We start from the raw sequence: 25,732 nt of genomic DNA, 5'->3' as shown, positions 1-25,732 counted from the left end.
ATATAGAAGATATTCAACATGATTCTGACCTATTTGAATACTGTGTAGGTATCCCGATAAAAATTATAGGAAAAGGGAAAATAGTCTTTGTACGAAGCTACAAATAATGTGGTATCGTAGAAAATAAATAGGACAGTATATTAAGTTAAACTTTACTTAATAGAAGCTTTTATATGTTTATAGAGGATAAAATGAAGTTGTAAAAGAAATTTAATGTTTTTTTGCAACTTATTGTTATATAATTTGTCCTGTTATTATAGAAAGAAGAAATGAGTGACGAAGTTGTCTTATATACTTCAATATACACTTGATATGATGATTGTCATGATTATTGCAATTCCATTTGTTGTGTATATACGCTTTAAATCAAGAGAAAAAAAGAGCAAAGTCCTAATCAATCGATGGCATGAATTTGGAATAATGACTTTATGGGTGTACTTAATCGGTTTATTTTATGAAACGATTGTTCCGAAAAATGGCGTTAGTTTTCAATATGCAGAAATGAGACTTCAAAATCTAGATTCACTAGGAATAAACTTTCATTTGTTTCGTGTTTTTACGGATGTGTACAATGCCATTCATTATTTAGACTTATGGCAACCGTTTTTCATTAACTTTCTTGGTAACATAGCAATTTTTATGCCAATTGGTTTTTTACTTCCTTTACTTTGGCGTAAAATGGAGAGATTCTTCATTGTATTAGTTACTGGACTAGGATTGTCATTGTTTATAGAAATAATGCAACTACCTCAGTATAGAAGTACAGACGTGGATGATTTATGGTTGAACACATTAGGCGCCATAATCGGTTTTGCCATCTATAAGTACTTAGTAAAACAAATACCTAATTTAAGAAATAGATTTAAAGTATTTGTTTAGAGGAGTATCAGAAAATAGTCACTAACGGTAAGGCAAGAAGGGGATTTTTTGAACAACAAGAAAATAACAGCTGAAGAGCGAAAAAAAAATCATATCATCGATCATCTAATGAATCTTGGTGTATTTAAAGTAAATGATAAGCAATTATATCAAGTATCTTTGGAAGAATTGATGAAAGAATACAAAAAGCATATAAATTAACAGATTGCTACATTGTGGCAATCTTTTTCGGTATATGTCAAGTGAAAAAAAGAGTATAATGAAATGATGTCGAATCAAGGAAAAATACAGTAAAATGTATATTATGTATCAATTAAATAGATGAAAATAAGATAGGAGATAAAAAATATGTGTGGATTTACAGGATTTGTTGGTGAGGTTTCAAACTCTGACGTAGTGTTAGAGAATATGATGAACCAAATCATTCACCGTGGACCAGACTCAGCAGGGAAATTTACAGATGGTCAAGCAGCACTTGGTTTCCGTCGTTTAAGTATTATTGACTTAGCAAATGGGAGTCAACCACTCTATAACGAAGATCAATCATTAGTATTAATCTTCAATGGTGAAATTTATAATTTCAAGGAAATTAGAAAAGATCTACTTGCAGCAGGTCATATTTTTAAAACAGATACAGACAGTGAAGTTTTACTTCATGGATATGAAGAATATGGCACTAAATTAGTACAAAAATTGCGTGGTATGTTCGCATTCGTTATTTGGGATCGTAATAAAAAACGTTTATTTGCAGCTCGTGATATGTTCGGTATTAAACCATTCTATTATGCTAAAATGAACGGAACATTACTATTTGGTTCAGAAATTAAAAGTTTCTTACCACACCCACATTTTGAAAAAGTTTTAAATGAAAAAGCATTAAAACCTTATTTAACATTCCAATTCCCAGTTTTAAAAGAAACATTCTTTAAAGGTGTATTTAAATTACCAGCAGCTCATTACTTAACATATGAAGATGGTAAATTGGAAATCACTCGATATTGGGAACCTAAATTCAACCCAGAAGAACGTCCTCTTGATGAAATCGTAGAAGAAATTGACTCAACAGTTCGTGAATCTATTAAAGCTCATGAGTTCTCAGATCCTGACGTTCTTGTAGGTTCATTCTTATCATCTGGTGTTGACTCAAGTTATGTAGCTTCAGTATTAAAACCAGACAAAACATTCTCTGTTGGTTTCGCAGCAGAAAAATTCTCAGAAATTGATAATGCAAAAGAATTATCAAAAGAATTAGGTATTGAAAATGTAAATGAAGTACTAGACCCAGAGGTATGCTTCAACAAATTAGATGAGATTCAATATATGATGGATGAACCACACTCAAATCCATCTATTGTTCCTTTATATTTCTTAGCAGAACTTGCTCGCAAACATGTTAAAGTTGTACTTTCAGGTGAAGGTGCGGATGAATTATTTGGAGGTTACGCAGAATACGATGAACTTCCTACAATGCGTAAATACAAAAAAATCCCACAATTTATCCGTCGTCCAATCGCAGAAGTAGCTAAAGCTCTTCCAGAAATGCGCGGAAAACACTTCCTAATGCGCGGTGGTCTTCCTGTAGAACAAACATTTATTGGACAAGCTCATATTTTCGAAGAACATGAAGCGACTGACATTTTAACAGATAAGTACAATCATGCGCCATCTGTTGCAGATATTGTAATGCCAATTTACAAAAAGGCAGCTGGTGAAGATGACTTAACTAAAAAACAAATTCTAGATTTAAATCTTTGGTTAGTAGATGACATTCTATTAAAAGCAGATAAAATGAGTATGGCTCATTCAATTGAGTTACGTGTTCCATTCCTTGACCGCGAAATTATGAAAGTAGCTTCTAAAGTTCCATCACATTATCGAGTGAACGAAAAAGATACAAAATATGCATTCCGTCAAGCGTCACAAAGAGCGCTACCAGATGAATGGGCACATCGTAAAAAAATTGGTTTCCCTGTACCTATCAGACTTTGGTTAAAAGAAGATAAATACTTTAACCAAATTAAAGCTACATTTGAATCACCTGAAGCTGCTCAATTCTTCGATCAACGAGCAATTGTTAAATTATTAACAGATCACTACGAAGGTAAAGCGAAAAACCAACGTAAAGTGTGGACAATTTACATGTTCTTAGTATGGTATAAAAAATACTTCGGCTAATAATTCCTTTAGCTTAAAAGGAGATTGTCGACCATGGTGAAGAGAAGTATAATGCCTCGGCATTTGCTCCTCTTTTGCTTTATAATGCTTTTTGCAATTATGACAAGTGGATGTTCAAGTATTTTACCAGCAAAAGAAGAGAAAATAGATGAAGGCATTAAAGTACTAATTGTCGCATTTGGAAGCAGAGAACCTATTCCTAATATGAAAGTTAGCGTAAGAGATATAGAGACAGATGAATTAGTTACTACTGCTACTAGTGATTCTGAGGGGCAAGTGAAACTCCCTCATTTAAAAGCCGGTAGACGTTATTTATTTGTACCATCTTTTAATGATGACTTAGGGCTTGTAAAAAAAACTAATAGTGTAGCAAAGATAGTAAAAGTAAAAAAAGATACTTCCTATGTCGTTCTTGAAACCTACTATCAAAAGGAAAATCAGCGTATTGAAGTTCCTGTTGTACTGCAAAATCCCCAACTTCCACACGGTTGTGAAATAACAGCAATGACAGCTGCATTTAACTATTACGGTTTAAATCTTTCTAAGATGAAGATGGCTAAGAAATATTTGCCGACAGAAGAGATTGTTGATAAAAATGGAAAACGAATAGGTCCAGATCCAAACAAAGCATACGCAGGAAATCCTGCAGACAAGTTAACAGGTACATATATTTTTGCTCCAGCGATCACAAAAACTGCAAAAAAAGTAGCAAGAGATTATAAATCAAATCTTCAAGTGACGAATCTTACTGGTGCTAGCAAAAAGAAAATAATAGAAACTGTTCAACAAGGTATACCGGTGATGATGTGGGTAACATTGGATTTATCAAAGCCAAAGAAAAAAGAAGGCTGGTATATTAAAGGGACCGACCGTAAACCTAAAATGTATAGAAATTTACATGTAGTAGTGCTAACTGGGTATGAGGATGATAAAGTTATCGTTATGGATCCACTTCATGGCTACGTTTCTCATGATACGACAAAATTTTTCAAAAGCTACAAAGAAATGGGTTCACAAGCAATTTCGATAGAAAAATAAACTATAACAATTTAAGACATTGTTCGTTTATAAACGCAAAATATGATAAACTAATGGCATTAAAATAAGTACAAATAAGTGAGATGATCAGAAATGGCAGAACAACCATTTTTACCAATATTAATCGGATCAGATATGAATGCATATGGTATGGCACGAGCTTTTTATGAAGCTTATGGCATTAAAGCAATCGTAGTTGGACGAGCACATTTAACAGCAACACAAAATAGTCGTATTCTACACTTCAAACAAGTTCCAAACTTAAAAGAAAACTTTGTAGAAGAAATGAAAAAATTAGCAAAAGAATACGAAAATAAAGATTTACTATTAATGGGATGTGGCGATGACTATGTCAAACTCATTATTAAAAACAAACCAACTTTAGAACAATATTTTACAGTTCCATACATTGATGAATCTTTGATGGATCGCATTTTACTTAAAGAAAACTTCTATAAAATGTGTGAAAAATATAACTTCAGTTATCCTAAAACAGATACTTGTACGTATGAGACATATGAAAACTTCCAAGTGAAATTTGACTATCCAATCATTATTAAAGCATCTAACTCAGTTGCATATTGGGCATGTAAATTCCCTGGTAAGAAGAAAGTATTCGTTGCACATGACGAAGCTGAAAAAGATGCTATTTTAAAAGCAATCTATAGTTCTTCTTATAAAGATCACTTAATCATTCAAGAGTTTATCCCTGGGGATGACTCATATATGCGCGTATTGAATGCATATGTTGCAACAGATGGTAAAGTGAAGCTAATGTGCCTAGGTAACCCAATTCTTGAAGAACACTCTCCAGAAGGTATAGGTAGTTACGCTGCAATCATTACTACTTATGATAAAGACTTGATGGATCAAGTTCGTTTCTTCCTAGAGGACATTGGTTTTACAGGTATTGCAAACTTTGATATGAAATATGATTACCGTGACGGTAAGTATAAATTATTTGAGATCAATCTACGTAATGGACGTAGTAGTTATTATGTAACAGCTGCAGGCTATAACTTAATGCAATATGTTGCAGATGACCGCATGTTGCATATTCAACAAGAATGTACCTATGCAAATAACGAACATTTGTGGAGTATCATTCCAAATGGCGTGTTATTTAAATATGCACAAAATAAAGAGTTAAAAGCAAAAGCTCGTAAACTTATTAAAGAAGGAAAAGCAACAAACTCATTATTCTATAAAGAAGATATGAATTTCAAACGTTGGTACAAGCTAACATTAAATAGCTTAAATTATTACCGTAAATACAAAAAATATTTTAACAATAAAGGTCTGTCTTAAGTTATGAAAAAGAAAGTACTTGGCATTATTGGCGGAGTTGGACCTTTAGCAACAATGCTCCTAGGCGAAACAATTGTCCGAAGAACTTTTGCGTTTAGAGATCAAGAACATATGCACTTTATCATTGATAATGATACACGTATTCCTGATAGAACAGATTACATCTTAGATCACTCTAAACCAAATCCACTACCAGTGATGGTAGAAGATGCTCATAAGCTTGCAAACGCAGGAGCAGATATGATATGTATTCCTTGTAATACAGCGCATAGATTTTATGAAGGTTTACAAGAAGGTTCACCTGTTCCCGTTCTGCATATGATTCGAGAAACTGCAAAGAAAGCACACCTATTGAATGCAAAACGTGTGGGGATTCTTGCAACAATCGGTACTTTGACTTCTAACTTATATCAAGAGGCTTTACTCGATGAAGGAATAGAACCAATTGTACCAGACAAAGAAATGCAAAAAGACCTTATGTCAGTGATCTATGACTATGTAAAAGCAGGAAAGAAAATCTCAAAAGAACAATGGCAACCCATTGAGACGGCTATGATAAAAGCAGGTTGTGACTATATTATATTAGGATGCACAGAACTATCTGTTGTGAATCGTGATTTATCTCTAGATAGTAATTTATATATCGATGCACTAATTGTATTAGCAGACACTGCAATTACTAGTTGTGGATATGAACTATTAGACTAAATTGAAACACCTGTCCTTTTCGGAGGGCAGGTTTTTACTTAAATACTTTTTAAATAAATCAATTTCATTATATATGAAACAAATCATCATAAAATTACACTGAGAGAAGGTGTGGGAAACAATGACATTCCTAAATTTATTAAATGAAGACTTACAAAAAAAGTGGAGCTTCCCATCCACTATGCCAATACAAGATCAAATGATTCCAGCACTTATAGAAGGTAAGGATGTTGTAGCTGAATCTCCAACAGGTACAGGTAAAACATTAGCTTACTTATTACCGTTACTTCAAAAAGTAGATGGAACAAAAAAAGCAACTCAAGCTTTAATCATAGCGCCATCTCAAGAATTATGTATGCAAATTGTAGAGGTTATTCGTGAATGGATTGCTGGCACACCTATTACTGTTGTCCCTTTAATTGGTGGAGCAAATCCACAAAGACAAATTGAAAAGTTAAAAAAGAAACCAACAATTGCAGTTGGTACACCAGGAAGATTAAATGAGCTTGTTAATGAAAGAAAGTTGAAACTGCATGAACTGACTACAATCATTTTAGATGAAGGTGATCAGTTACTAAGTAGGGACTATCGAGTAATTGTAAAATCTTTTATCGATGGTGCTGATCATAATCGCCAAGTAGCGGTTGTATCAGCTACAATAACAGATGAAATTGAGTTAGTTGCAAAACGTATGCTTCATGATCCAATCAGACTTCAAGTAGAGGTTGAAAAAGACTTACTAGGTGATAGCAAGGTAGTACATTCTTTTGTAAAGCTTGAACAACGAGATAAAACAGAGTTTCTTCGTAAAATTTCACATATATCAGGCGTGAGAGCCCTTGCTTTTATAAATAATTTAGATCAACTACTAATGAAAAAATCTAAACTGGATTTCCGTAATGCACCAATCGTTGCACTACATTCTGAGATGAAGAAGGAAGAAAGAAAAACCTCATTAGATAGTTTCCGTAAAGGAGAAGCACGAGTCCTAATTGCAACAGATATTGCGGCACGTGGTTTAGATATTAAAGGGTTAACACATGTTATCCATGTGGATGTTCCATATACAAAAGAACAATATGTGCATCGTTCAGGACGTACTGGTCGTGCTGGAGCTGACGGTGAGGTTATTACATTATTAGCTTATCATGAAGAACAAGCCTATCATAAACGTATGCGAGAATTATCTATTAAACCAGTTGAAAAAATTTGGTCTAATGGTCAATTAATCGAAGGACATGCGGAAGTAAAACCTCCTAAACAAAAGAGAGGGAATAATAAATCTTCAGGCTCATATTCTAAAAAGAAAAGTGAAAGTAGCTCATTTGGAAATTCTTTTAAAAAACAGGAAAACAAAAAGTTTTTTAGCAAAAAGAACCGTCTAAACAATAAAAAAAAGTGAGGTAACTGATTAATGACATTTGAAGAGAAGTTAGAGCAATTTGCTGAGTTAACTGTTAAAGTGGGTGCCAATGTTCAAAAAGGTCAAACACTCCTTATTAATACAACTACAGATACTGTCGAATTTACAAGGTTAGTTGTTAAAAAAGCTTACGAAGTAGGAGCAGCTCGTGTAACTGTTAATTTTTCTGATGATGTGATAAATCGTGAATTTTTCGATAATGCACCGGATGCTGAGTTTGCAAAATTCCCTCGTTGGATTAGTGAACAACGTGATGAACTAATTGAACGAAAAGGGGCATTACTTTGGATTGACGCAGCAGATCCAGATAATTTAACAGGTGTTCCAGTTGAAAAATTATCTGCGCATCAAAAAGCATCCGGCAAAGCTTTAGAAAACTATCGTGATGCTGTTATGAATGATAAAATTGCTTGGTCAATTATTGCTGTACCTTCTAAAAAATGGGCTGCAAAGGTATTCCCAAATTTAAAAGAAGAAGAACAAGTACCAGCACTATGGGAAGCTATTTTTAAAACAGTACATATCGGTAAAGGAAATGTAATCGATAATTGGGAACAACATTTGAAAAACTTAGATCAACGAGCAGCTATTTTAAATAAAAAACGATATGCAAAATTACATTACACTGCACCAGGAACAGATTTAACAATCGAATTACCTGATAAGCATATTTGGTGCACAGGAGCAAGTTACACACCAGAAGGTACATCATTTGTCGCTAATATGCCAACTGAAGAAGTATATACAATGCCATCGAAATACGGCGTCAATGGCTATGTGTCAAATACAAAACCACTTGCATTCCAAGGGAATATTATCGATCAGTTTAAAATTACCTTTGAAAACGGCAAGATTGTAAAAACTGAAGCAAAAGTTGGTGCTGAACTTCTTCAAGAACTAACAAAAGCTGATGAAGGATCACAATATCTTGGTGAAGTAGCACTTGTACCACATGAATCACCAATTTCAGCATCGAACATTCTATATTACAATACATTATTTGATGAAAACGCATCAAACCACTTAGCGATAGGTGAAGCTTATCCAACATGTTATGAGGGTGGAAGTGCACTTTCAAAAGAACAACTTGAAGAAAAAGGTATCAATACTTCTATTACGCATGAGGACTTCATGGTAGGTAGTGGAGAGATGGATATTGATGGTGTTCTACCTGATGGAACTGTAGAGCCTATCTTTAGAAAAGGAAGTTGGGCATTCTAAACTGCATTGCTGAACAAGATAAAAACCCTTCAACGAAAGCCTATAAGTACGTATGGCTTATTTATTGAAGGGTTTTTTATCTCTAGTAATACATTGTGGAATGATCATTATTTTTTAAAAGGGTTTTTCTTCTTTCTAGCGTCAATGGCTTTTATGATGATTGGATAAACGATTGGTGCGATTTTTATAGCAGCTTTTACAACTTTTCTTACTTGCATAATAAGCACTCCATTCTTTGGATCTTCTGTATTTCGACATGATAAATCCTCATATAGATAATATCTAAGCTTTAAGAACTTTTATACCTTGAACAATATTCCATATAAACACTGCAAGGGATAAAATGACTTCAAAGACAATAAATATTAGCCATGCAATCATGATAAATGTATCACCACTTGATGAGTATGACAAACCATTTGAATTTAAACCAATTGACTCATAACTAGTCGATTCAAAACCAAAGTTTATGATAACAGCTATGAAGATAATAACGCCGATAATAGTAGGTATGATTAACAATAGGTGAGAGAAGAAAGCACGTTTTGCATGTCTTTTAACTTCAGGTTCAGTTGCTACAAAGAACACGATTAATGGTAAAATAAATCCTGCAAAAAAGACACTAAAATAACAAAGCGATGATAATACACGATTATTATTCACATTCATCACCTCCATTCAAACATTCATATATATCCTACGTATAAAAGCGGATAAAAGATTCATATGTTTTACAATAGACAAAGAATTATTCTCTATTGAATTTCCAACTTAAGTTAAGTACAATAAATATGTTCAAAAAAATTTAATGATGTATCGACCACAAGGGGAGCCGTAAAGGACGGCTGAGAGTGAACCCGAAGTTCTAACCCTTTGAACCTGTAAGTTAATGCTTGCGTAGGAATGTGGATAGAAAACCGACTTATTCGATGTCAGGACTATCCTGACGTCGTTTTTTTTATGGTGAATATCTAATTCTGGCAATACCAGAATAAGCTTTAGACTTATGTGATCTGCATCTGAACTAAGGAGGATGAAAATTGAACAATAAGAAATTATTAATGATGATTGAAATTGCGATTTTTGCAGCAATTGGTTTAGTTTTAGATCAGCTTTCATTTAGATTGTGGGCTCAGGGAGGCTCTATTAGTCTTGTGATGGTACCAATTGTGTTGATGGCTTTTCGTTGGGGAACAGTACCAGGGCTTGTAACGGGTTTCCTAATAGGAACATTACAAGTAATAATGGGAGGTTATATTTTAACCCCATTACAAGGCTTTATCGATTATTTCTTTGCGTTTACAGTTGTAGGTTTAGCCGGAATCGTCCGACGTCAATTACTTAAGGCTAGTAAGGAAGGAAAGAAAAAGCAAGTGGTGGCGTATATTACACTTGGCACTTTTATAGGTGGGTTATTACGCTATATTGCACACACGGTGGCAGGAATTGTATTCTTTGCTGAATATGCAGGAAAACAAAACGTGTATTTATACTCAATTATTTATAATGGGTCGTATATGATACCTGCCATTATATTAACAATCATTGTAGCATCTCTTCTCTTTACTACAGCACCAAAATTATTAGAGCATAAGAGATAAAAAGAATAGACGCTTAATAAAAAGCAATTGGCCTAGTTTTCTATATTAATAGGAACTAGGTTATTTTATTTGATAAATTTTTTTCATTTTTATGATGTTAAGGAGATTTGTATGTATAAGTAAACTTTTACTGTATCTATAATATGATAGCTATAAGTTTAGAACGTCAGGGTGTTTTCTAAAACCGCATTTCTTAAATTGTGGTATAGTTAAATGTAGATAAAATGAGAAGGGATCGTTACAAATGATTGCAAAAACGAAAGAAGAAATAGATGCTTTGATGAAAGCAGGCCGTGCGATGGCTGAAATTCGTGAAGCGATGAAAGCTGCAACAAAACCAGGTGTTACAACAAAAGAATTAGACGATTTAGCTGGTAAATTATTCGAAGAAAAAGGTGCTGTTTCAGGACCAAAAGCAGAATATGATTTCCCAGGTTACACTTGTATTAGTGTTAACGAACAAGTAGCACATGGTATTCCAAACCATCATAAACTTAAAGCCGGTGACTTGATTAATATTGATGTGTCAGGCCATGTTAACGGTTATTATGCAGATACAGGTATTTCATTTATCGTTGGAGATGTTGAAAAACCAGAAGTTCAAAAAATTTGTGATGTAGCACAAAGTGCATTTGATCGTGCTATGAAAAAGGTTAAAGCTGGTTCTCGTTTAAGCCAAATTGGTAAAGCAGTAGAACGAGAAGCTCATGATAATGGGTTATCAGTTATTATGAATTTAACTGGACATGGTGTTGGACACTCTCTACATGAAGAACCACAATATGTGTTAAATTACTTTGATGCTTGGGATCGTACAATTCTTAAAGAAGGAATGGTATTAGCAGTAGAACCATTTATCTCACAAAAAGCTGAGCATATTGTAGAAGCTGGTGATGGCTGGACTTTTATTACACCAGATAAATCTTTAGTCGCTCAACTTGAACATACAATCATTGTTACAAAAGGCGAACCAATTATTACAACAAAAATTGACTAGAAAAAGTTAAAATAAAAAGCAGCTTAAAAGTTTGAAACCATTAAGCCACTTATTCAAGCTCTCTGAATTTATTCAGAGGGCTTTTGTTTTTTGATAAAAATAATTCCTACAACAAGTACACCACTCAAGAAAAGAGCAGCAGTTGTAACAAGTAATTCTTCAAAACCATTCTTAAATGCAATTCCAATAAAAGTCCAAATATAAATAATAGGGAAAAGGATATCTTCATAATGAAATCTGACATGTAATGCAATTGCTGCTCCAAATGTAAGCATAATTACTGCCCATAAAGGTTCGCTTAAATCTAAGAAGCTCCAATGATTATGGGTAAACAGGAAAGCGATGTTCATAAAAGTGACAATACTTTCCCATGCAAGGTATATAGAAATGGGTAAGCGTCCTACCCATGACCGATTCCAAACGGGATAGGTAAAATACAAACCTATCAAGGATAATAACATTAAAATAATAATGATAACTGACCAGGTAAAATATTCATAATGCCATAAGTAAATCCATAAAATATTAAGTACCGAACTCGTGACAAAATAAACAGTTTGCATAAATGTTATATGGTATTCGGTACGACGATTTTTCCACAAAAGATAAATCCAATAGGTCAAAATAATATAGATAAATACCCGAATAATATTAACGTACCCTGCAGGACTAAATAGGACAGTATAGCTATTGGAGATCTCACTTGTTGTATGGCCATTAAGTGGAATAATGTTAGCAGCTATGCTAAATGTAACCATGGCCAAATATATAATGGTTACGATCAATAGTCTGCCCAATACAATCTCTCCTTTCTGATTAGATTAGTGAAACAATCTAATAATTGATATGATGTACATCAAATTCCATAAATAATTAGTCACTCTATAGTATACAATCGTTTTAGTGTAACAACAAATACCATTTTAGTGAACATTGCGGTAAAATATTATAAAGATATAAAAAGGAGTGGATAAAGTGACTACACATATTGAAAAGCTGGATTTAAATAAAAAGCTAGACGATAAAATCTCCTATAAGAAAGAACTAAAAAAGCTCCAATTTGAAATGCTGAACATTCAACAATTCCTATTTAAGCATAATATTGGATTGATAATAGGTTTTGAAGGGATGGATGCAGCAGGGAAGGGCGGCGCTATTAAGAGATTAACACAGCGCTTAGATCCAAGGGGATATATAGTACATCCTATAGCTGCTCCTACTCAAGAAGAGTTAAAGTATAATCATCTTCATCGATTTTGGAAACGACTTCCTGCAAGAGGACAGATAGGTATTTTCGATCGTACGTGGTATGGACGAGTACTTGTTGAAAGAATTGAAGGATTTGCTTCAAAAGACGAATGGGGACGTGCTTATGAAGAAATCAATCAATTCGAAAAATTGTTAACAGATGATCATTACATTGTATTGAAATTCTGGATACAAGTATCAAATGAAGAACAGTTAAATAGATTTAAAGAGCGTCAAGAAGATCCTTATAAAAAGTGGAAGCTTACGGATGAAGATTGGCGTAATCGAGATAAATGGCCTTTATATATTGAGGCTGCTAATGATATGTTCGATAAAACAGATCAAAAGAATGCACCTTGGATTTTAATCGAGGGCAATGATAAAAAATACGCACGTATACAAGTTCTTAAAGAGACGATAAAACATGTAAAAAAAGAATGCGAACGTCAGGGCTTGCAAGTTACAGATCCTACAGAATCTTTAACTAAAGAAGTATAATATTTAAGTTTACATAGTTTTATCATAGATAAACAAAATAGTAAAAGAAAAATTTATTTTGGTTCTAGTTGAAAGAGACTTTGTCACTTAATTTTATGCATGAATTTTATATTTACTTCAGTGTTTAAGTATGGAATTCTGAATCTCTTGTTAAACGACCTTTTACAATATTCAAATGATATCTTCAATATATCGAAAAGGATGGATAATACTGTATGGTATTTTTAGAGGGACAACGTTGTTATTTGCGTACTTTAGAGTTAGCGGATGTAACACCATATACTCAAATGGTTGCACGTAATATGCATTACTGGTCAATCCATGAGCCATTACATCCACCTGAATACTACACTGAAAAAGTCCAAATAAAGAAAATTCAAGAGTCTATAAGGCAAATGCGCGCGAATCGGGAATATAGTTTTGGTATTTTCGCTTCTGAGAGTACGGAGATAATAGGGCATATTTCTATATATTCGATTAGACGTCTCCCTTTCTCCAGTGCTTTTGTAGGCTATTCAATGGATGAGGCACATACGGGAAAAGGGATTGTATCCGAAGCACTTTCACTTGTTTCAAAATTTGCATTTGAAGATCTTTGTATTCATCGATTGGAGGCATATGTTTCTCCCAAAAATGTAGCATCTGTCCGCGTATTAGAAAAAGCAGGTTATTTAAGGGAAGGGTTATTGCGTAAACTACTTTATATTAATGGGAAATGGCAAGACCATTATTTATATGCACTAATGGAAGAGGACTATTGAAAGGGTAAGGCCGCTTGGCGGAGATGGAGGACCAAATTCCATAGATTATTCAATGGAATGTAATATAAATGATATTGAAGATTTCCCGGGAAATCTGTCGAATTATTAAAAACTTGTGCTTTTACTGTATGATGTATTTCTTAAATAATATTTATAGTGATGAGATAAATACAAAAACAGCGATTTCCTCATAAGGAAACCGCTGTTTTTTATATCTTTGAGCCGTCTACAATTATATCTAATTTACCCGTCTTAGGATCAATGACTAAACCGTGAACGGGGATTGAGTCCAATACTAATGGATGGTTTTTTATCATTTCAACGCTATGTTGAACATTTTCTTGTACATCCTCAAACCCATGTAACCATTGTTTTAAATCGACACCTGAATAAGTAAGCAAATCGAGTGTATCTTGTGTAATTCCACGATCTATCATCTTTTGAAGCATTTTATCTGGGTTTACTGCACTCATACCACAGTCATAATGCCCGATTACAAAAACTTCATCTGCTTGAAGTTCATATATTGCAACAAGCAAGCTTCGCATAATACCGCCAAACGGATGATTGAGTGTTGCACCAGCACTTTTAATTATCTTAACATCACCATTGCGAAGATTCATCGCTTTTGGCAATAATTCGACAAGCCGTGTATCCATACAAGTTAGAATAACAAAATGTTTATCAGGATATTTACTAGTAATATAAGGTTCATATCGTTTTTCTTCTACGAACGATTTATTGAATGTAATGACTTCGTTTAAAATAGACATAACTGTATCTCCTCCTCTTTCTAATTGTAAAATAACTACTTAGAAAAAGGAAATACTGAAAATTTTATTTTTTTAATAAATGAATCGTATCTAATGCTTTTCCTGTTCCTATTACAACGGATTCTAATGGTTCAGGAGCTAAATGAACGGGAACATCTAATTTTTTAGAAAGCCATTCAGCCATTCCTTTTAATAGAGAACCTCCGCCAGTTAGAACAATACCGCGATCTACGATATCACCAGATAATTCTGGGGGACAACTTTCTAAAGATCTACTGATTAACTCTAAAATAGATAATAGATTTTCTTTTAAACAATTTTGAATTTGCAATGATGATACTGCAATAGTTTTTGGAAGACCTGTTACGATATCGCGACCACATACTTCAATTATTTCAGAAGGGTGTTCTATTAATGCATACCCAATTTCTTGTTTGATTTTTTCTGCTGTTGGTTCTCCTATTAAAACATTAAACTCTTTGCGGGCGAATTGAATAATCTCTTCATTCATATGGTCGCCACCAAGTTTCATGGTATTAGATGTAACAATCCCACCAAATGAAATAATACCAACTTCTGTTGTACCCCCACCAATATCAACAATCACACTTGCAATTGGATCACTAACTGGTAATTCTGCACCAATTGCTGCAGCAACGGGTTCCTCTATTAGGTGAACTTCTTTGGCTCCACATTGTTTCACGACGTCTTGAATTGCTAGTCGTTCAACAGAAGTAGCGCCAGATGGTGTACAAACGACAACATTTGGTTTACGTAAGGAAGATCCCATTTTCTTTGCCACTTTTTCCATCATAGATTTAATCATGGCAGCGGTCATATCAAAATCTGCAATTACGCCATCTTTAAGAGGACGGATTGCTCGAATACTTTGGGGTGTTTTCCCTACCATTTCTTTTGCTTCTTTACCGGTTGCAACAATTTCATTTGTATTAATATTATAAGCTACAACGGATGGTTCATTTAAAATAATACCTTTATTTTTTGTATATACTAACGTATTGGCTGTGCCTAAATCGATTCCAACTGCTGTTGTCGAAAACATACGTAAAATTCCTCCTCAAAATACCTTAGGTTACATTAGTATAAAATATATTTCTTTTAAATAGCATGTTATTTTATGGTATATAACAATCATTTCATAGGAGTGTAAATAGAAAGGTGACATTAATATACGGATTTTAGAAATTATATAGTGCGATAAACCTTAAATGTTATAAATTCGTCAATAAATTGTTAGAAAAATGTAAAAAAGCTACTTGCGACTAGCAAGTAGCTTTTTTATACTAAAATTTAGTTTTTGGTTTTGGATCTACGATATTAGCAGATGAAGAATCTAGGCCTTCTCTTAAATAGTGGACAAACATCGCACCTGATACCAAAAGTATACCAAAGAATCCAACAACTGTAGCGATAAATGAAGCCATTATCGATAACCCTCCCTATATATGGAATTATTCATTAATAATAATTATACATGATTCGAAGATAAAGAGAAATTAAAAATTCTATAAAACTCTTTTAGAATTATAGAACATTATTATTATAACACGTATTTAAATAAACTGGATAAAATAGATTGTATTGCTTCTAGTCGATAACTATTACATATCACTATTATGTTTTCATCAAATATCTTATGTTGTTCGATATTGAATTATTAACATTGCAGAAAAATAACCGAAATAATAACAAGAATGACACTATGGAGGGTACTAAAATGGATTTATCATCGATTGTTGGTCTAATACTGGGGTTAATCGCAGTATTCGTTGGGATGACCTTAAAAGGTGTAACCCCTGATAATTTGCTTAACCCAGCGGCTATTTTAATCATTATTTTAGGAACAATCGCAGCTGTAACTATTGCATTTCCTAAAAGTGAATTGAAGAAAGTTCCAAAATTATTCAAGATTTTATTTACAGAGCAAAAGCTAGTAAGTGATGTTGAAATTATTAAATTATTTTCTAGCTGGGCGGATTTAGCACGTCGTGAAGGGCTATTAGCATTAGAGGGGAAAGTTTCTGAAATTGATGATCCCTTCTTAAAGAATGGTCTAACTTTAGCGATAGATGGACAAAATGCAGATTATATTCGCGATGTATTGACTGAAGAAGTAGAAGCAATGGAAGAACGCCATACAGCAGGAGCGCAAATTTTCACGCAAGCAGGTACATATGCCCCTACGTTAGGGGTACTAGGTGCGGTAGTTGGTTTAATCGCAGCTTTAAAAAATATGAATGATATCGATGCATTAGGACATGCCATTTCAGCAGCCTTTATCGCAACACTATTAGGGATTTTCACTGGGTATGTATTATGGCATCCATTTGCAAATAAACTTAGACGTAAATCAAGTATAGAAGCACGTCAAAAGATGATGATGATTGAAGGAATTCTTTCAGTTTTAGAAGGGGAGGCTCCTCGCGTAATCGAACAAAAGCTTGCTTCGTACTTAACAAAAGAAGAACGCAAACAAATTATGGGTGAAAGCGGGGCGAGCGGCCTTGGCAAGGAAATCTAAGAAGCGTAAAAAAGAACCAGGTGAAATCCCAGAGTCATGGTTGCTACCATATTCCGATTTACTAACATTATTATTAGCATTGTTTATCGTACTATTTGCATCAAGTACAGTAGATGCTCATAAATTAGCTCAGCTATCTTCTGTGTTTAATGCAGTGTTCGATGGAGGAAGTGGCGTAATGGAAAATCCATCTCCAGTAGAACCAACCGATCCTAAAAGTGACTCACTAAACAAAAATACGGCTTACTTAGAAGATCAAAAGTCCCTTTCAAAAATTAAGGGTAAAGTTGATGACTTTATTGCCGTGAATGAATTAGAAAAGCAATTCGAAACAAAGATGACCGATGAAGGTCTTTTAATTACGATTCGAGATAGTGTGCTATTTGATCCTGGTAAAGCAGATGTAAAAGAAGAATATAAAGAAACTGCAAAGGAATTATCAAAAATTCTAGTTTTTAAACCAAAAAGAAGTGTAACAATTACTGGATATACTGATAATATTCCGATGAATAATGGGGAATTTTCATCTAACTGGGAACTAAGTGTTATGCGAGCGGTTAATTTCTTAACATTGATCGTTAATAATAATCCGAAAGTAGATTCCTCGTACTTTAGCGCGAAGGGATACGGAGAAAATAACCCAATAGCATCAAACAAAACAGAAAAGGGCCGTGCAAAGAACCGTCGAGTTGAAGTACTTATTCAACCATTAGTGAAAAAAGATGGCACATCAACAAATAATTCAAATGAATAAATACAAAAAAGGTATGTCTCCGGATAGAGGCATACCTTTTTGACTTAGAGAAAGCAAATAAAGCAATTGTTTTAATATTTATTTACGTAAGGATCCAAGCTCTGCTACAATAGCTTGCATTTCACTTGGGCTAAATGCATTACGTTTCATGACCATTTCGTATAAAAAAACTAAGTCCTCATAGTTATCAGTATCAAAATGTTCAGGTTTCATCGCATCTGCATTGACCATACGAAGTTTATCTTTTATACCTTCAATCATAAAAGTTACATTCTCTGTAGATGGTTGAGTTAAATTCAAAGGGATTCCTCCTACTTTTTATTACATTCATATACTACAGTATCATTTCACGATGAATTCTTAAAGTCAATTTAAGTTATATAAGAAATATTCCTTTGCTCCTCCTTTTATTGAGGATTTTAAGTAATTAGTGCATGTGAAATAGAATGTATATAATATTGAAACTGTTTTACATATAAAGTAGTGGGGTATAATAATATATATAGATGTTTGGAGGAGGATTAATATGTCTAACAAATTAGTTACAGGTATCGCATTAGGAGCTGTTACAGGAGCAGCATTAAGTATGTTGGATCGACACACTCGCGAAACTACAGTTAGAAAGGTAAAACATTTTATGATTGATGTGCAATATTATGCATCTAATCGTCAAGAAATAGTTGATAAACTTCAATCTACAGCTAGCTCAGTTCAGTCTATGTATAGTACTTTTATGAAAGACAAGGATTTCTATCTTGAAAAAATAAATGAAATTCAAGAGTTAACTCCTCAAGTAAAGGACATTGTTTTGGAAACAAAAGAAGTCTTAACAGCAGGAATTGAAAAAGCAAAAGAAAAAGAAAAAGAAGTTCCAACAGAATCTGTTATTCACTTATAAGTTCCCGATAAAGGGGGAGCAAGTATGAAAAAGCGTAGAAAAGTGAAAAAATATAAGCTTTTAACAAGCTCCAAAAAAGAAAAAAATACTACAAGCGGTAAGTCTTCCGAAATGTTCAATAAGATGAAGTTAATGCAAATAGAGAAGAAGGATACATTGGATGACCATTATGATGTCACTAAACTAAAAGGATTTATATTAGCATTTCTAAAACGTTTGAAGGATGCTGATATTACAGGGTTTGGTGCACAATTAGCGTATTTCTTTTTACTAGCATTATTTCCATTGCTGATTTTCTTATTGACTTTGTTACCTTATTTGAATTTTCCACCAGCTCTTGTATATATAGTTTTAGAAGATTTAATGCCAGAACAAGTATATACAATGATTGAGGGAACGATTGTAGAAGTTCTTGAAAAACGTAACAGTGGATTATTATCTATTGGGATCATCGGTACAATTTGGTCAGCTTCAAATGGTGTCAATGCCTTGATAAAATCGTTAAATCGTTCATACAATAAAGAAGAAACAAGGCCATTTTTAGTTGCTAGATTTGTATCTGTAGTTTTTACTTTATTGTTAATATTTTTAATCGTTGTCGCTTTAGTTTTACCTGTGTTTGGTAAACAAATTGGACTTTTTCTATTTTCAACATTTGGTTTAGAGGCTGATTTTCTAGTTGTTTGGAACAAATTTCGAACACTATTACCTCCAATATTGATTTTTTCTGTTTTGACTTTAATGTATTGGATTTTGCCAAATATTAAATTATATCTAAAGAGTGTATTAATTGGAGCACTCTTTGCTACAATTTCATGGTTATTAGTGTCATATGCCTTTTCTTACTATATTGATAATTTTGTAAATTACTCAGCTACATACGGGAGTATCGGGGGTATTATCATATTAATGTTGTGGCTGTATTTGACAGGCATTCTCCTAATAGTAGGAGGGCAACTTAATGCTATTATGCAGCAAAGAAGGGAAAAGCTAGACAGAAAGAATAGAGCAAAATAAAGGGGACTAACCCATAAGTTAAAACTTACGGGTTAGCCCCTTTTTCTAGTAACAAGGAAGATGATTATTAATGGTTTTTCAACATTCTTAAACCGTTTAAAATAACTAAAATTGTACTTCCTTCGTGTCCAACTACTCCAAGTGGTAAGTCGACTGCTTGCAGAAAGTTAGAGATGATCAACAATACGATCACGGAGATGGAGAAGGTAATGTTTTGTTTGACAATCTTTTGCATCTTACGTGATAGATTAACTGCGTAAGAAATTTTAGAAAGGTCATTTTTCATTAATACTACATCAGCCGTTTCAAGAGCAACGTCAGTTCCTTCACCCATTGCAATTCCGGTTGTTGCAGTAGCAAGTGCAGGTGCATCGTTAATACCGTCACCTACCATACCAACATGACTGTATGTTTTCATCAACTCTTTAATGTGATTTACTTTTGTTTCAGGTAAGCATTCTGCAATATAAGCATCTACACCGGCTTCTTTAGCGATTACTTTAGCAGTTTTTTCATTGTCACCAGTTAACATGATGGTGTGAATACCTAAGTTTTTCAATAAAGCAATCGCTTTTTTAGCTTCTTCACGAACTGTATCTTTCATCGCAGCAAGAGCAACAATTCCTTCTTCATCAGCTAAGAAGATAACAGTTTTACCTTGTTCTGCAAGTTTAGGAGCAATGCCTTCAGCAAATTTGTAGGCAGCATCCCGACCTACGAAATCCATTTTTCCAACTTTGTAAGATTGATTATCAACCATTGCTTTTAGGCCCCAACCAGGCACATCTTCTATTTGAGCTTGAGAGAAAGTCTTAAGTCCACGATTAGTAGCATAAGCGATAATTGCTTGTGCAAGTGGGTGATTTGACTTTGCTTCAATACCGGCAATTATTGATAACATTTGTAATTCGTCCACATCATTACGCACAACAAAATCTGTTACAACAGGTTTTCCTTGAGTAAGCGTACCTGTTTTATCAAAGGCAATTGCTCTTAACACGCTTAAGTGTTCAATATGTAATCCACCTTTGAACAAAACACCATTACGCGCACCGTTTGAAATAGCAGATAATGTTGCAGGCATAATAGAAGCAACAAGTGCACAAGGAGAAGCAACTACTAATAATACCATTGCTCGATAAAATGTTGTATTCCAACTCCAATCAAGTAAGAAATGTGGGACAAACATCATAAGGCCAACTGCAATAAGTACAAATTTTACATAGGCTCCTTCAAAACGTTCTATAAATTGTTGTGAAGGTGATTTTTCACTTTGTGCAGATTGTACAAGGTTAATAATCTTTTGAAATAATGACTCAGAACTTGGTTTAGTCATTTCCATTGTTACAGCACCAGTCATATTGACCGTTCCTGCAAATACATCTGCACCGACTAATTTTGTTACCGGAATAGATTCACCAGTTATTGCAGCTTCATCAATTGAGGTAGAGCCTTCCACAATAACTCCATCAGCTGGAATTAGTTCACCTGGTTTAATAAGTAAATGGTCACCTAAGTTCAAAGAAGAAACAGCAACGCGTTCTATTTCACCATTTTGTTTTATTAGCCATGCTTCTTCAGGTTGTAAATTCATCAGAGCTGAAATTTCTTTATGACTTTTCTTCATTGCATAAGTTTCAAGTGCACCACTGACAGCGAAGATGAAGATTAGAATAGCTCCCTCCGTCCAATATCCAATGATTGCTGAACCGATAGCAGCTATGATCATTAAAAACTCAACATTTAGCTCTTTATTTGCAATTGTTTCTTCAACGCCTTCTTTTGCTTTCGCAAAACCACCAATTAAAAAAGCTAATATATAGAAAACTATTGAAATAGTAGTTTCGCCGTCTTTCCCTAACAACCAAGCAGTTAATATCAAAATGCCTGATAGAAGTGCAGCAATAAGTTCAATATGTTCTCTTATTTTCTCAATTAGATGATAATTATTCTCTTTTACGATTTCCATTCACATGACCTCCTGATAATAATAATCAATATCAAAACGTTTATATAACAATAAATATGGGTGTCTAATGGCCTTTTTGTATTATCTTTATAGTTATTTTTAATTTAGAATTATTATAACATAGAGGATAGGGGGATGGAAGTGTAATAATAAATTATTGGTGAAATAAATAGAATAATTTAGTAAAAAGAAAAACCTTTCCAAACTTTGGAGAGGTTTTTCTTTTACTTATTTTAAAATACTCTTTCTGCATGCATAGCTAATTTTTCTAAAGAAGATTTTTGAACATCTGCGTGTAAAGAGTTTCCATGAGAATCCATTGTAACAACAGCAGTGAAGTCTTGGACACTAAGATGCCACATTGCCTCTGGTATACCAAACTCTATTAAATCTACTCCATCAACTGATTTAATACAATCGGCATAGTATTGCGCAGCTCCACCTATTGCATTTAAGTAAACCCCACCATGTTCTTCTAATGCTTTTAGCGTTTTAGGTCCCATACCGCCTTTACCCATTACAGCTCGAATACCGAATTTCTTCATAATATCACCTTGATATGGTTCTTCACGAATGGAAGTAGTAGGACCAGCTGCTTTAACTGTCCAATTGCCATCTTCGTCTTTTGCCATTACGGGTCCGCAGTGATAAATAATTTGGCCATTTAGATCGACTGGGGCATCATGGCTTATTAAGTGATGATGAATTGCATCACGGCCAGTATACATACGACCTGAAATTTTGACGACATCACCGACATGCAGTGCACGTATTTGTTCTTCAGAAATAGGTGCATGAAGTTCAATAATTTCTTTTTTTGGTTCTTCTTGCGTTGCTGCAACGGCATCATCGAAGGCTATTTTTTCTCCTTCTTGGTAATGCCATTTTCTAATTTCTCCTGTTTCTGCATCAATATCAATAGCCATTCGTCGGTATGCCCAACAGTTATAAGCTACTGATACAAAGAAAGAAGCTGGAATGCGGTTCATAACACCGATTTTACAGCCTAGTAATGTTGCTTCACCACCAAAGCCCATTGTTCCAATACCTAACGTATTTGCTTTCTCTAATATGTAGGCTTCTAATTTTGCAAGGTCTGGATTTGGGTTAGTATCTTCCACGTGGCGGAATAATTGTTCTTTTGCTAAATCATATCCAGAAGAACGATCTCCTCCGATTCCAACACCGATGAACCCAGCAGAACATCCTTGGCCTTGTGCTTGATAAACAGAGTGAAGTATACATTTTCGGATACCATCCAAATCACGACCTGCACGTCCAAGTCCTTCAAGTTCACATGGTAAACTGTATTGAATATTCTTGTTTTCACAGCCACCACCTTTAAGGATTAGTTTTACTTCTATATATTCTTTTTCCCATTGTTCAAATTTTATAACAGGTACACCTGCACCTAAATTGTCGCCACTGTTTTTACCCGTTAAAGAATCTACCGAGTTAGGACGAAGTTTTGCATCCTTTGTAGCTTGAACGATAGCTTTTTTTATTACTTCTTTGATTTCAAGTTGGTTTACACCAACAGGAGTTTTAATCTTGAAAGTAGGAAGACCAGTATCTTGGCAAATAGGTGAAACTTGATCATCTGCCATGAAGATATTATTTGCGATTGTATCTAAGCTCATCGCTGCACGAGTCCCAGCATTTTCTGCATCCTTCGCTTTTTTTATAGCACGACGAACGTCTTTTGGTAAGTTAGTAGAAGTTTCGCTTACCAAATCGTAAATACTTTGTTCTAGTGTTTCTAGATTCATGGAAATAGCCCCCTCAAAAAGGTTATTTTTAAATTACACCTTATTATAACCTGTCCAAAGTATGAAAAAAAGAGCACAAAATTGTGCTCTTGTAGAAATTATATGAATAAATAAGAAGATTGTTAAAAATTTATTAATTACATTTCAGGGCGGTTTTTAAATTGTTCCATTTTATCTTCTAAATCGTCTATCATGGCAATAAGGCGATCGATATCTTGTAAATCTGCAGTTTCTGGGTCAATAGCATCTAATACTTCAACAAAAATTTGTAGACGTTCTTTTAAATAATTGACTTGTTGTTCTTTATCCGTAATTGATTTGCTCATCGTAACACCTCATTTCATCATCATCATCGTATACGATTTAATCAAATTTTTCAATTGGAAATTCGAAAAAATAGGCCAAAATGGGTATTTTATATTTCTGTAAGTTTAGAAAATTTACAAAATTAATGTAATATGTTAACATGATTTTAACCTAGAAGGAAGGAGGAGAAGTGAGTAATCACTTGAATGTCGGTTCTTTCGTAGGAAAATCCTCTTCCTTTTTAAGATGCCCATCAATGCAGCAACTCATGTAAAAAAAGTTGGCAATTTACATGAAGGGCGAAAAGAAAGTCTTCACTTCATAATAATAAGGAAGGAGTATAAAAGGTTTTCACTGTAAATGGGAACGGAATAGGAGCCTATAGAATAAGTAGTTTAAAGGAGGGAGTTAAACAGGTTCTCGGTCAAGGTTAGGCCGATAATGGGTTTAATGTAACAACATATGATAATAACAGATCGTTAAAAGACTCAGTGCACTTTGAATTTTTGTGGCTGAGTCTTTTTTTGTGCTTTTCGGTAATTCACAGGTGGAATTAGATTATGATAAGATGTTACAAGTATTAAAATACATAATGAAAAAAGTAATTTTTACTAAAATGGAGGCAGATGTGGAATTTAAGATTAGTTTTGAGCAAAAAAGGTTTTGGATTTTAGTTATGATTGTATCTATTTCGGGATTTTCACAAGGTATGTTGATGCCTTTAATTTCGGTTATCTTCGAAAAAGATGGTGTTTCATCATCCCTTAATGGATTAAACGCAACAGCACTTTATATTGGAACGCTACTAATATCACCGTTTATTGAACAACCATTAAGAAAATTTGGGTATAAACCTATCATTTTAACAGGAGGAGCTGTTGTATTTTTTGCTTTAATGTTATTTCCATTATGGAAGCATGTGTTGTTTTGGTTTATTCTTCGCTTACTAATTGGGATAGGTGACCATTCACTTCACTATTCAACTCAAACGTGGATTACGAGTTCATCACCAGAGAATCGTCTAGGTAAAAATATTGCAATTTATGGATTGTCATTTGGAATAGGATTTGCTGTGGGCCCATTATTTGTTCCATTAACAGAAATCTCTGAAGCATTTCCATTTATCATTTCCTCAATGCTTTGTCTAGCAGCATGGTCACTTGTTTTCTTCCTAAAAAATGAAAGACCAGAACCAATACAAACTAAAAGTGTTGTGGATAATATCTTTAAACGATATGTTGTCACTTTAAAATTCGCTTGGGTAGCATGTTTGCCTTCTCTTTGTTATGGCTTTTTAGAGTCAACATTAAATTCATTGTTTCCTGTTTATGCATTACGAAATCATTTTGAAGTTTCAATGGTTTCCTTTATCCTAGCGGCATTTTCAATCGGTGGAATCCTAACACAAATTCCACTTGGCATATTAGGAGATAAGATTGGACGAAGGAAAATTGTGTTAACTTCGTTGCTAGGTGGGGGAATAATTTTTGGATTAGGCAGCATTGTGGAATCATACCAATGGATGGTTGCAATTTGCTTTGGGCTTGCAGGAATGTTCTGTGGATCATTGTTTTCATTGGGTATTTCCTATATGAGTGATATGACGCCAAGAGAGTTGCTACCAACAGGAAATTTAATGTGTAGTATTTTCTTTAGTGTAGGGAGTTTAACAGGACCGCTTTTGGGAGGCCTATATTTGCAATATGTCCATCATTTTAGTTTCTTATTACTCGTATCAATTGGATTACTAATTGTATTTTTAATCAGTTGGTATTTTGGAAAGAGACCTACAAGTCAATTAGTATAAAAAGAGTCCTAGCTGTTTTATGATAGCTAGGACCCTTTGT

General features: G+C 33.9%; 26 protein-coding genes and 1 riboswitch. Of the genes, 17 read left to right on the top strand and 9 right to left on the bottom strand.

The genetic code is table 11. The features are described 5' to 3' along the window. The first annotated feature begins 282 nt into the window (after positions 1–282). The 8 genes from Q0977_RS07990 (at position 283) to Q0977_RS07955 (ending at position 8,752) form a co-directional block, all read left to right on the top strand. Entirely contained in the window at positions 283–879 is a 597-nt protein-coding gene (locus Q0977_RS07990) for a VanZ family protein (protein ID WP_119414503.1), read from the top strand. Between the two features lie 48 nt (positions 880–927). Next, a complete protein-coding gene (locus Q0977_RS07985) occupies positions 928–1,080 on the top strand; it encodes a Fur-regulated basic protein FbpA (RefSeq protein ID WP_119414460.1) in 153 nt (50 codons plus the stop codon). 147 nt (positions 1,081–1,227) lie between these two features. Beyond that, positions 1,228–3,054 (top strand): asparagine synthase (glutamine-hydrolyzing), encoded by a 1,827-nt coding sequence (asnB, locus tag Q0977_RS07980; RefSeq protein ID WP_119414461.1) that lies wholly within the window; start codon positions 1,228–1,230, stop codon positions 3,052–3,054. Between the two features lie 33 nt (positions 3,055–3,087). Beyond that, positions 3,088–4,092 carry a C39 family peptidase gene (locus Q0977_RS07975; RefSeq protein ID WP_299512347.1) on the top strand — a complete coding sequence of 335 codons (1,005 nt, stop codon included), beginning with the start codon at positions 3,088–3,090 and terminating at the stop codon, positions 4,090–4,092. 93 nt (positions 4,093–4,185) lie between these two features. Further along, positions 4,186–5,400 carry an ATP-grasp domain-containing protein gene (locus Q0977_RS07970; protein WP_299512344.1) on the top strand — a complete coding sequence of 405 codons (1,215 nt, stop codon included), beginning with the start codon at positions 4,186–4,188 and terminating at the stop codon, positions 5,398–5,400. 3 nt (positions 5,401–5,403) lie between these two features. Continuing rightward, the gene (locus Q0977_RS07965; protein WP_119414464.1) at positions 5,404–6,108 is read left to right on the top strand and encodes an aspartate/glutamate racemase family protein; all 705 of its coding nucleotides are present in this window, start codon (positions 5,404–5,406) and stop codon (positions 6,106–6,108) included. 121 nt (positions 6,109–6,229) lie between these two features. Then, complete coding sequence (locus Q0977_RS07960) at positions 6,230–7,510, top strand: DEAD/DEAH box helicase (RefSeq protein WP_119414465.1); 1,281 nt, start codon at positions 6,230–6,232, stop codon at positions 7,508–7,510. Between the two features lie 12 nt (positions 7,511–7,522). Further along, positions 7,523–8,752 (top strand): aminopeptidase, encoded by a 1,230-nt coding sequence (locus tag Q0977_RS07955; RefSeq protein ID WP_299512340.1) that lies wholly within the window; start codon positions 7,523–7,525, stop codon positions 8,750–8,752. A 282-nt stretch (positions 8,753–9,034) separates the two neighbouring features. Here Q0977_RS07955 and Q0977_RS07950 read toward each other — a convergent pair whose 3' ends face one another. Then, entirely contained in the window at positions 9,035–9,421 is a 387-nt protein-coding gene (locus Q0977_RS07950; protein ID WP_367269457.1) for a DUF4870 domain-containing protein, read from the bottom strand. A gap of 146 nt (positions 9,422–9,567) precedes the next feature. After that, positions 9,568–9,673, top strand: a riboswitch (TPP riboswitch). 119 nt (positions 9,674–9,792) lie between these two features. Between Q0977_RS07950 and thiT the strand changes: the two genes are divergently transcribed. Together thiT and map are read left to right on the top strand one after the other, a co-directional pair. Continuing rightward, a complete protein-coding gene (thiT, locus tag Q0977_RS07945; RefSeq protein ID WP_119414468.1) occupies positions 9,793–10,353 on the top strand; it encodes an energy-coupled thiamine transporter ThiT in 561 nt (186 codons plus the stop codon). A gap of 244 nt (positions 10,354–10,597) precedes the next feature. Continuing rightward, positions 10,598–11,350 carry a type I methionyl aminopeptidase gene (map, locus tag Q0977_RS07940; protein WP_119414469.1) on the top strand — a complete coding sequence of 251 codons (753 nt, stop codon included), beginning with the start codon at positions 10,598–10,600 and terminating at the stop codon, positions 11,348–11,350. Between the two features lie 68 nt (positions 11,351–11,418). On the opposite strand, the gene Q0977_RS07935 is transcribed toward map, so the two are convergent. Next, positions 11,419–12,147 (bottom strand): tryptophan-rich sensory protein, encoded by a 729-nt coding sequence (locus Q0977_RS07935; RefSeq protein ID WP_233548005.1) that lies wholly within the window; start codon positions 12,145–12,147, stop codon positions 11,419–11,421. Between the two features lie 178 nt (positions 12,148–12,325). On the opposite strand from Q0977_RS07935, the gene Q0977_RS07930 reads away from it, so the two are divergent. Together Q0977_RS07930 and Q0977_RS07925 are read left to right on the top strand one after the other, a co-directional pair. Beyond that, positions 12,326–13,096, top strand: coding sequence for a polyphosphate kinase 2 family protein (locus Q0977_RS07930; RefSeq protein ID WP_119414470.1), 771 nt, complete (start codon positions 12,326–12,328; stop codon positions 13,094–13,096). 215 nt (positions 13,097–13,311) lie between these two features. After that, positions 13,312–13,857, top strand: a complete 546-nt coding sequence (locus Q0977_RS07925; RefSeq protein ID WP_299512334.1) for a GNAT family N-acetyltransferase — start codon at positions 13,312–13,314, stop codon at positions 13,855–13,857. Between the two features lie 209 nt (positions 13,858–14,066). On the opposite strand, the gene Q0977_RS07920 is transcribed toward Q0977_RS07925, so the two are convergent. The 3 genes from Q0977_RS07920 to Q0977_RS07910 all read right to left on the bottom strand — a co-directional run bounded on the left by Q0977_RS07920 (position 14,067) and on the right by Q0977_RS07910 (position 16,075). Further along, positions 14,067–14,630, bottom strand: coding sequence for a carbonic anhydrase (locus Q0977_RS07920; protein WP_119414472.1), 564 nt, complete (start codon positions 14,628–14,630; stop codon positions 14,067–14,069). A gap of 64 nt (positions 14,631–14,694) precedes the next feature. After that, entirely contained in the window at positions 14,695–15,693 is a 999-nt protein-coding gene (gene mreBH, locus Q0977_RS07915) for a rod-share determining protein MreBH (RefSeq protein ID WP_119414473.1), read from the bottom strand. A gap of 241 nt (positions 15,694–15,934) precedes the next feature. Beyond that, positions 15,935–16,075, bottom strand: a complete 141-nt coding sequence (locus tag Q0977_RS07910) for a hypothetical protein (RefSeq protein WP_164489568.1) — start codon at positions 16,073–16,075, stop codon at positions 15,935–15,937. 293 nt (positions 16,076–16,368) lie between these two features. Between Q0977_RS07910 and motA the strand changes: the two genes are divergently transcribed. Together motA and motB are read left to right on the top strand one after the other, a co-directional pair. After that, positions 16,369–17,172, top strand: a complete 804-nt coding sequence (gene motA / locus Q0977_RS07905; protein ID WP_119414474.1) for a flagellar motor stator protein MotA — start codon at positions 16,369–16,371, stop codon at positions 17,170–17,172. Continuing rightward, positions 17,156–17,926, top strand: coding sequence for a flagellar motor protein MotB (gene motB, locus Q0977_RS07900; protein WP_299512324.1), 771 nt, complete (start codon positions 17,156–17,158; stop codon positions 17,924–17,926). The genes motA and motB overlap by 17 nt, the downstream gene beginning before the upstream one ends. A gap of 78 nt (positions 17,927–18,004) precedes the next feature. Here the strand turns inward: motB and Q0977_RS07895 are convergent, their stop codons facing one another. Next, positions 18,005–18,226: a DUF1128 domain-containing protein gene (locus tag Q0977_RS07895; RefSeq protein ID WP_119414476.1), complete on the bottom strand. Its 222-nt coding sequence runs from the start codon at positions 18,224–18,226 to the stop codon at positions 18,005–18,007. Between the two features lie 226 nt (positions 18,227–18,452). On the opposite strand from Q0977_RS07895, the gene Q0977_RS07890 reads away from it, so the two are divergent. Next, positions 18,453–18,824 carry a YtxH domain-containing protein gene (locus Q0977_RS07890; protein WP_299512321.1) on the top strand — a complete coding sequence of 124 codons (372 nt, stop codon included), beginning with the start codon at positions 18,453–18,455 and terminating at the stop codon, positions 18,822–18,824. Positions 18,825–18,848: 24 nt separating this feature from the next. Then, complete coding sequence (locus Q0977_RS07885) at positions 18,849–19,841, top strand: YihY/virulence factor BrkB family protein (RefSeq protein WP_367269456.1); 993 nt, start codon at positions 18,849–18,851, stop codon at positions 19,839–19,841. A gap of 67 nt (positions 19,842–19,908) precedes the next feature. Here the strand turns inward: Q0977_RS07885 and Q0977_RS07880 are convergent, their stop codons facing one another. The 3 genes from Q0977_RS07880 to Q0977_RS07870 form a co-directional block, all read right to left on the bottom strand. Further along, positions 19,909–21,810: a heavy metal translocating P-type ATPase gene (locus Q0977_RS07880; RefSeq protein ID WP_119414477.1), complete on the bottom strand. Its 1,902-nt coding sequence runs from the start codon at positions 21,808–21,810 to the stop codon at positions 19,909–19,911. 233 nt (positions 21,811–22,043) lie between these two features. Then, entirely contained in the window at positions 22,044–23,579 is a 1,536-nt protein-coding gene (locus tag Q0977_RS07875) for a fumarate hydratase (RefSeq protein WP_124217750.1), read from the bottom strand. A 137-nt stretch (positions 23,580–23,716) separates the two neighbouring features. Next, entirely contained in the window at positions 23,717–23,905 is a 189-nt protein-coding gene (locus Q0977_RS07870) for an SE1561 family protein (protein WP_299512309.1), read from the bottom strand. A gap of 608 nt (positions 23,906–24,513) precedes the next feature. Between Q0977_RS07870 and Q0977_RS07865 the strand changes: the two genes are divergently transcribed. After that, positions 24,514–25,692, top strand: a complete 1,179-nt coding sequence (locus Q0977_RS07865; protein ID WP_233548006.1) for an MFS transporter — start codon at positions 24,514–24,516, stop codon at positions 25,690–25,692. The last annotated feature ends 40 nt before the right edge of the window (positions 25,693–25,732 follow it).

The sequence above is a fragment of the uncultured Rummeliibacillus sp. genome, assembly GCF_934216135.1.
GTDB lineage: Bacteria > Bacillota > Bacilli > Bacillales_A > Planococcaceae > Rummeliibacillus.
The sequence above is the reverse complement of the archived record's forward strand: the minus strand, read 5'-3'. Positions and strand labels throughout refer to the sequence as shown.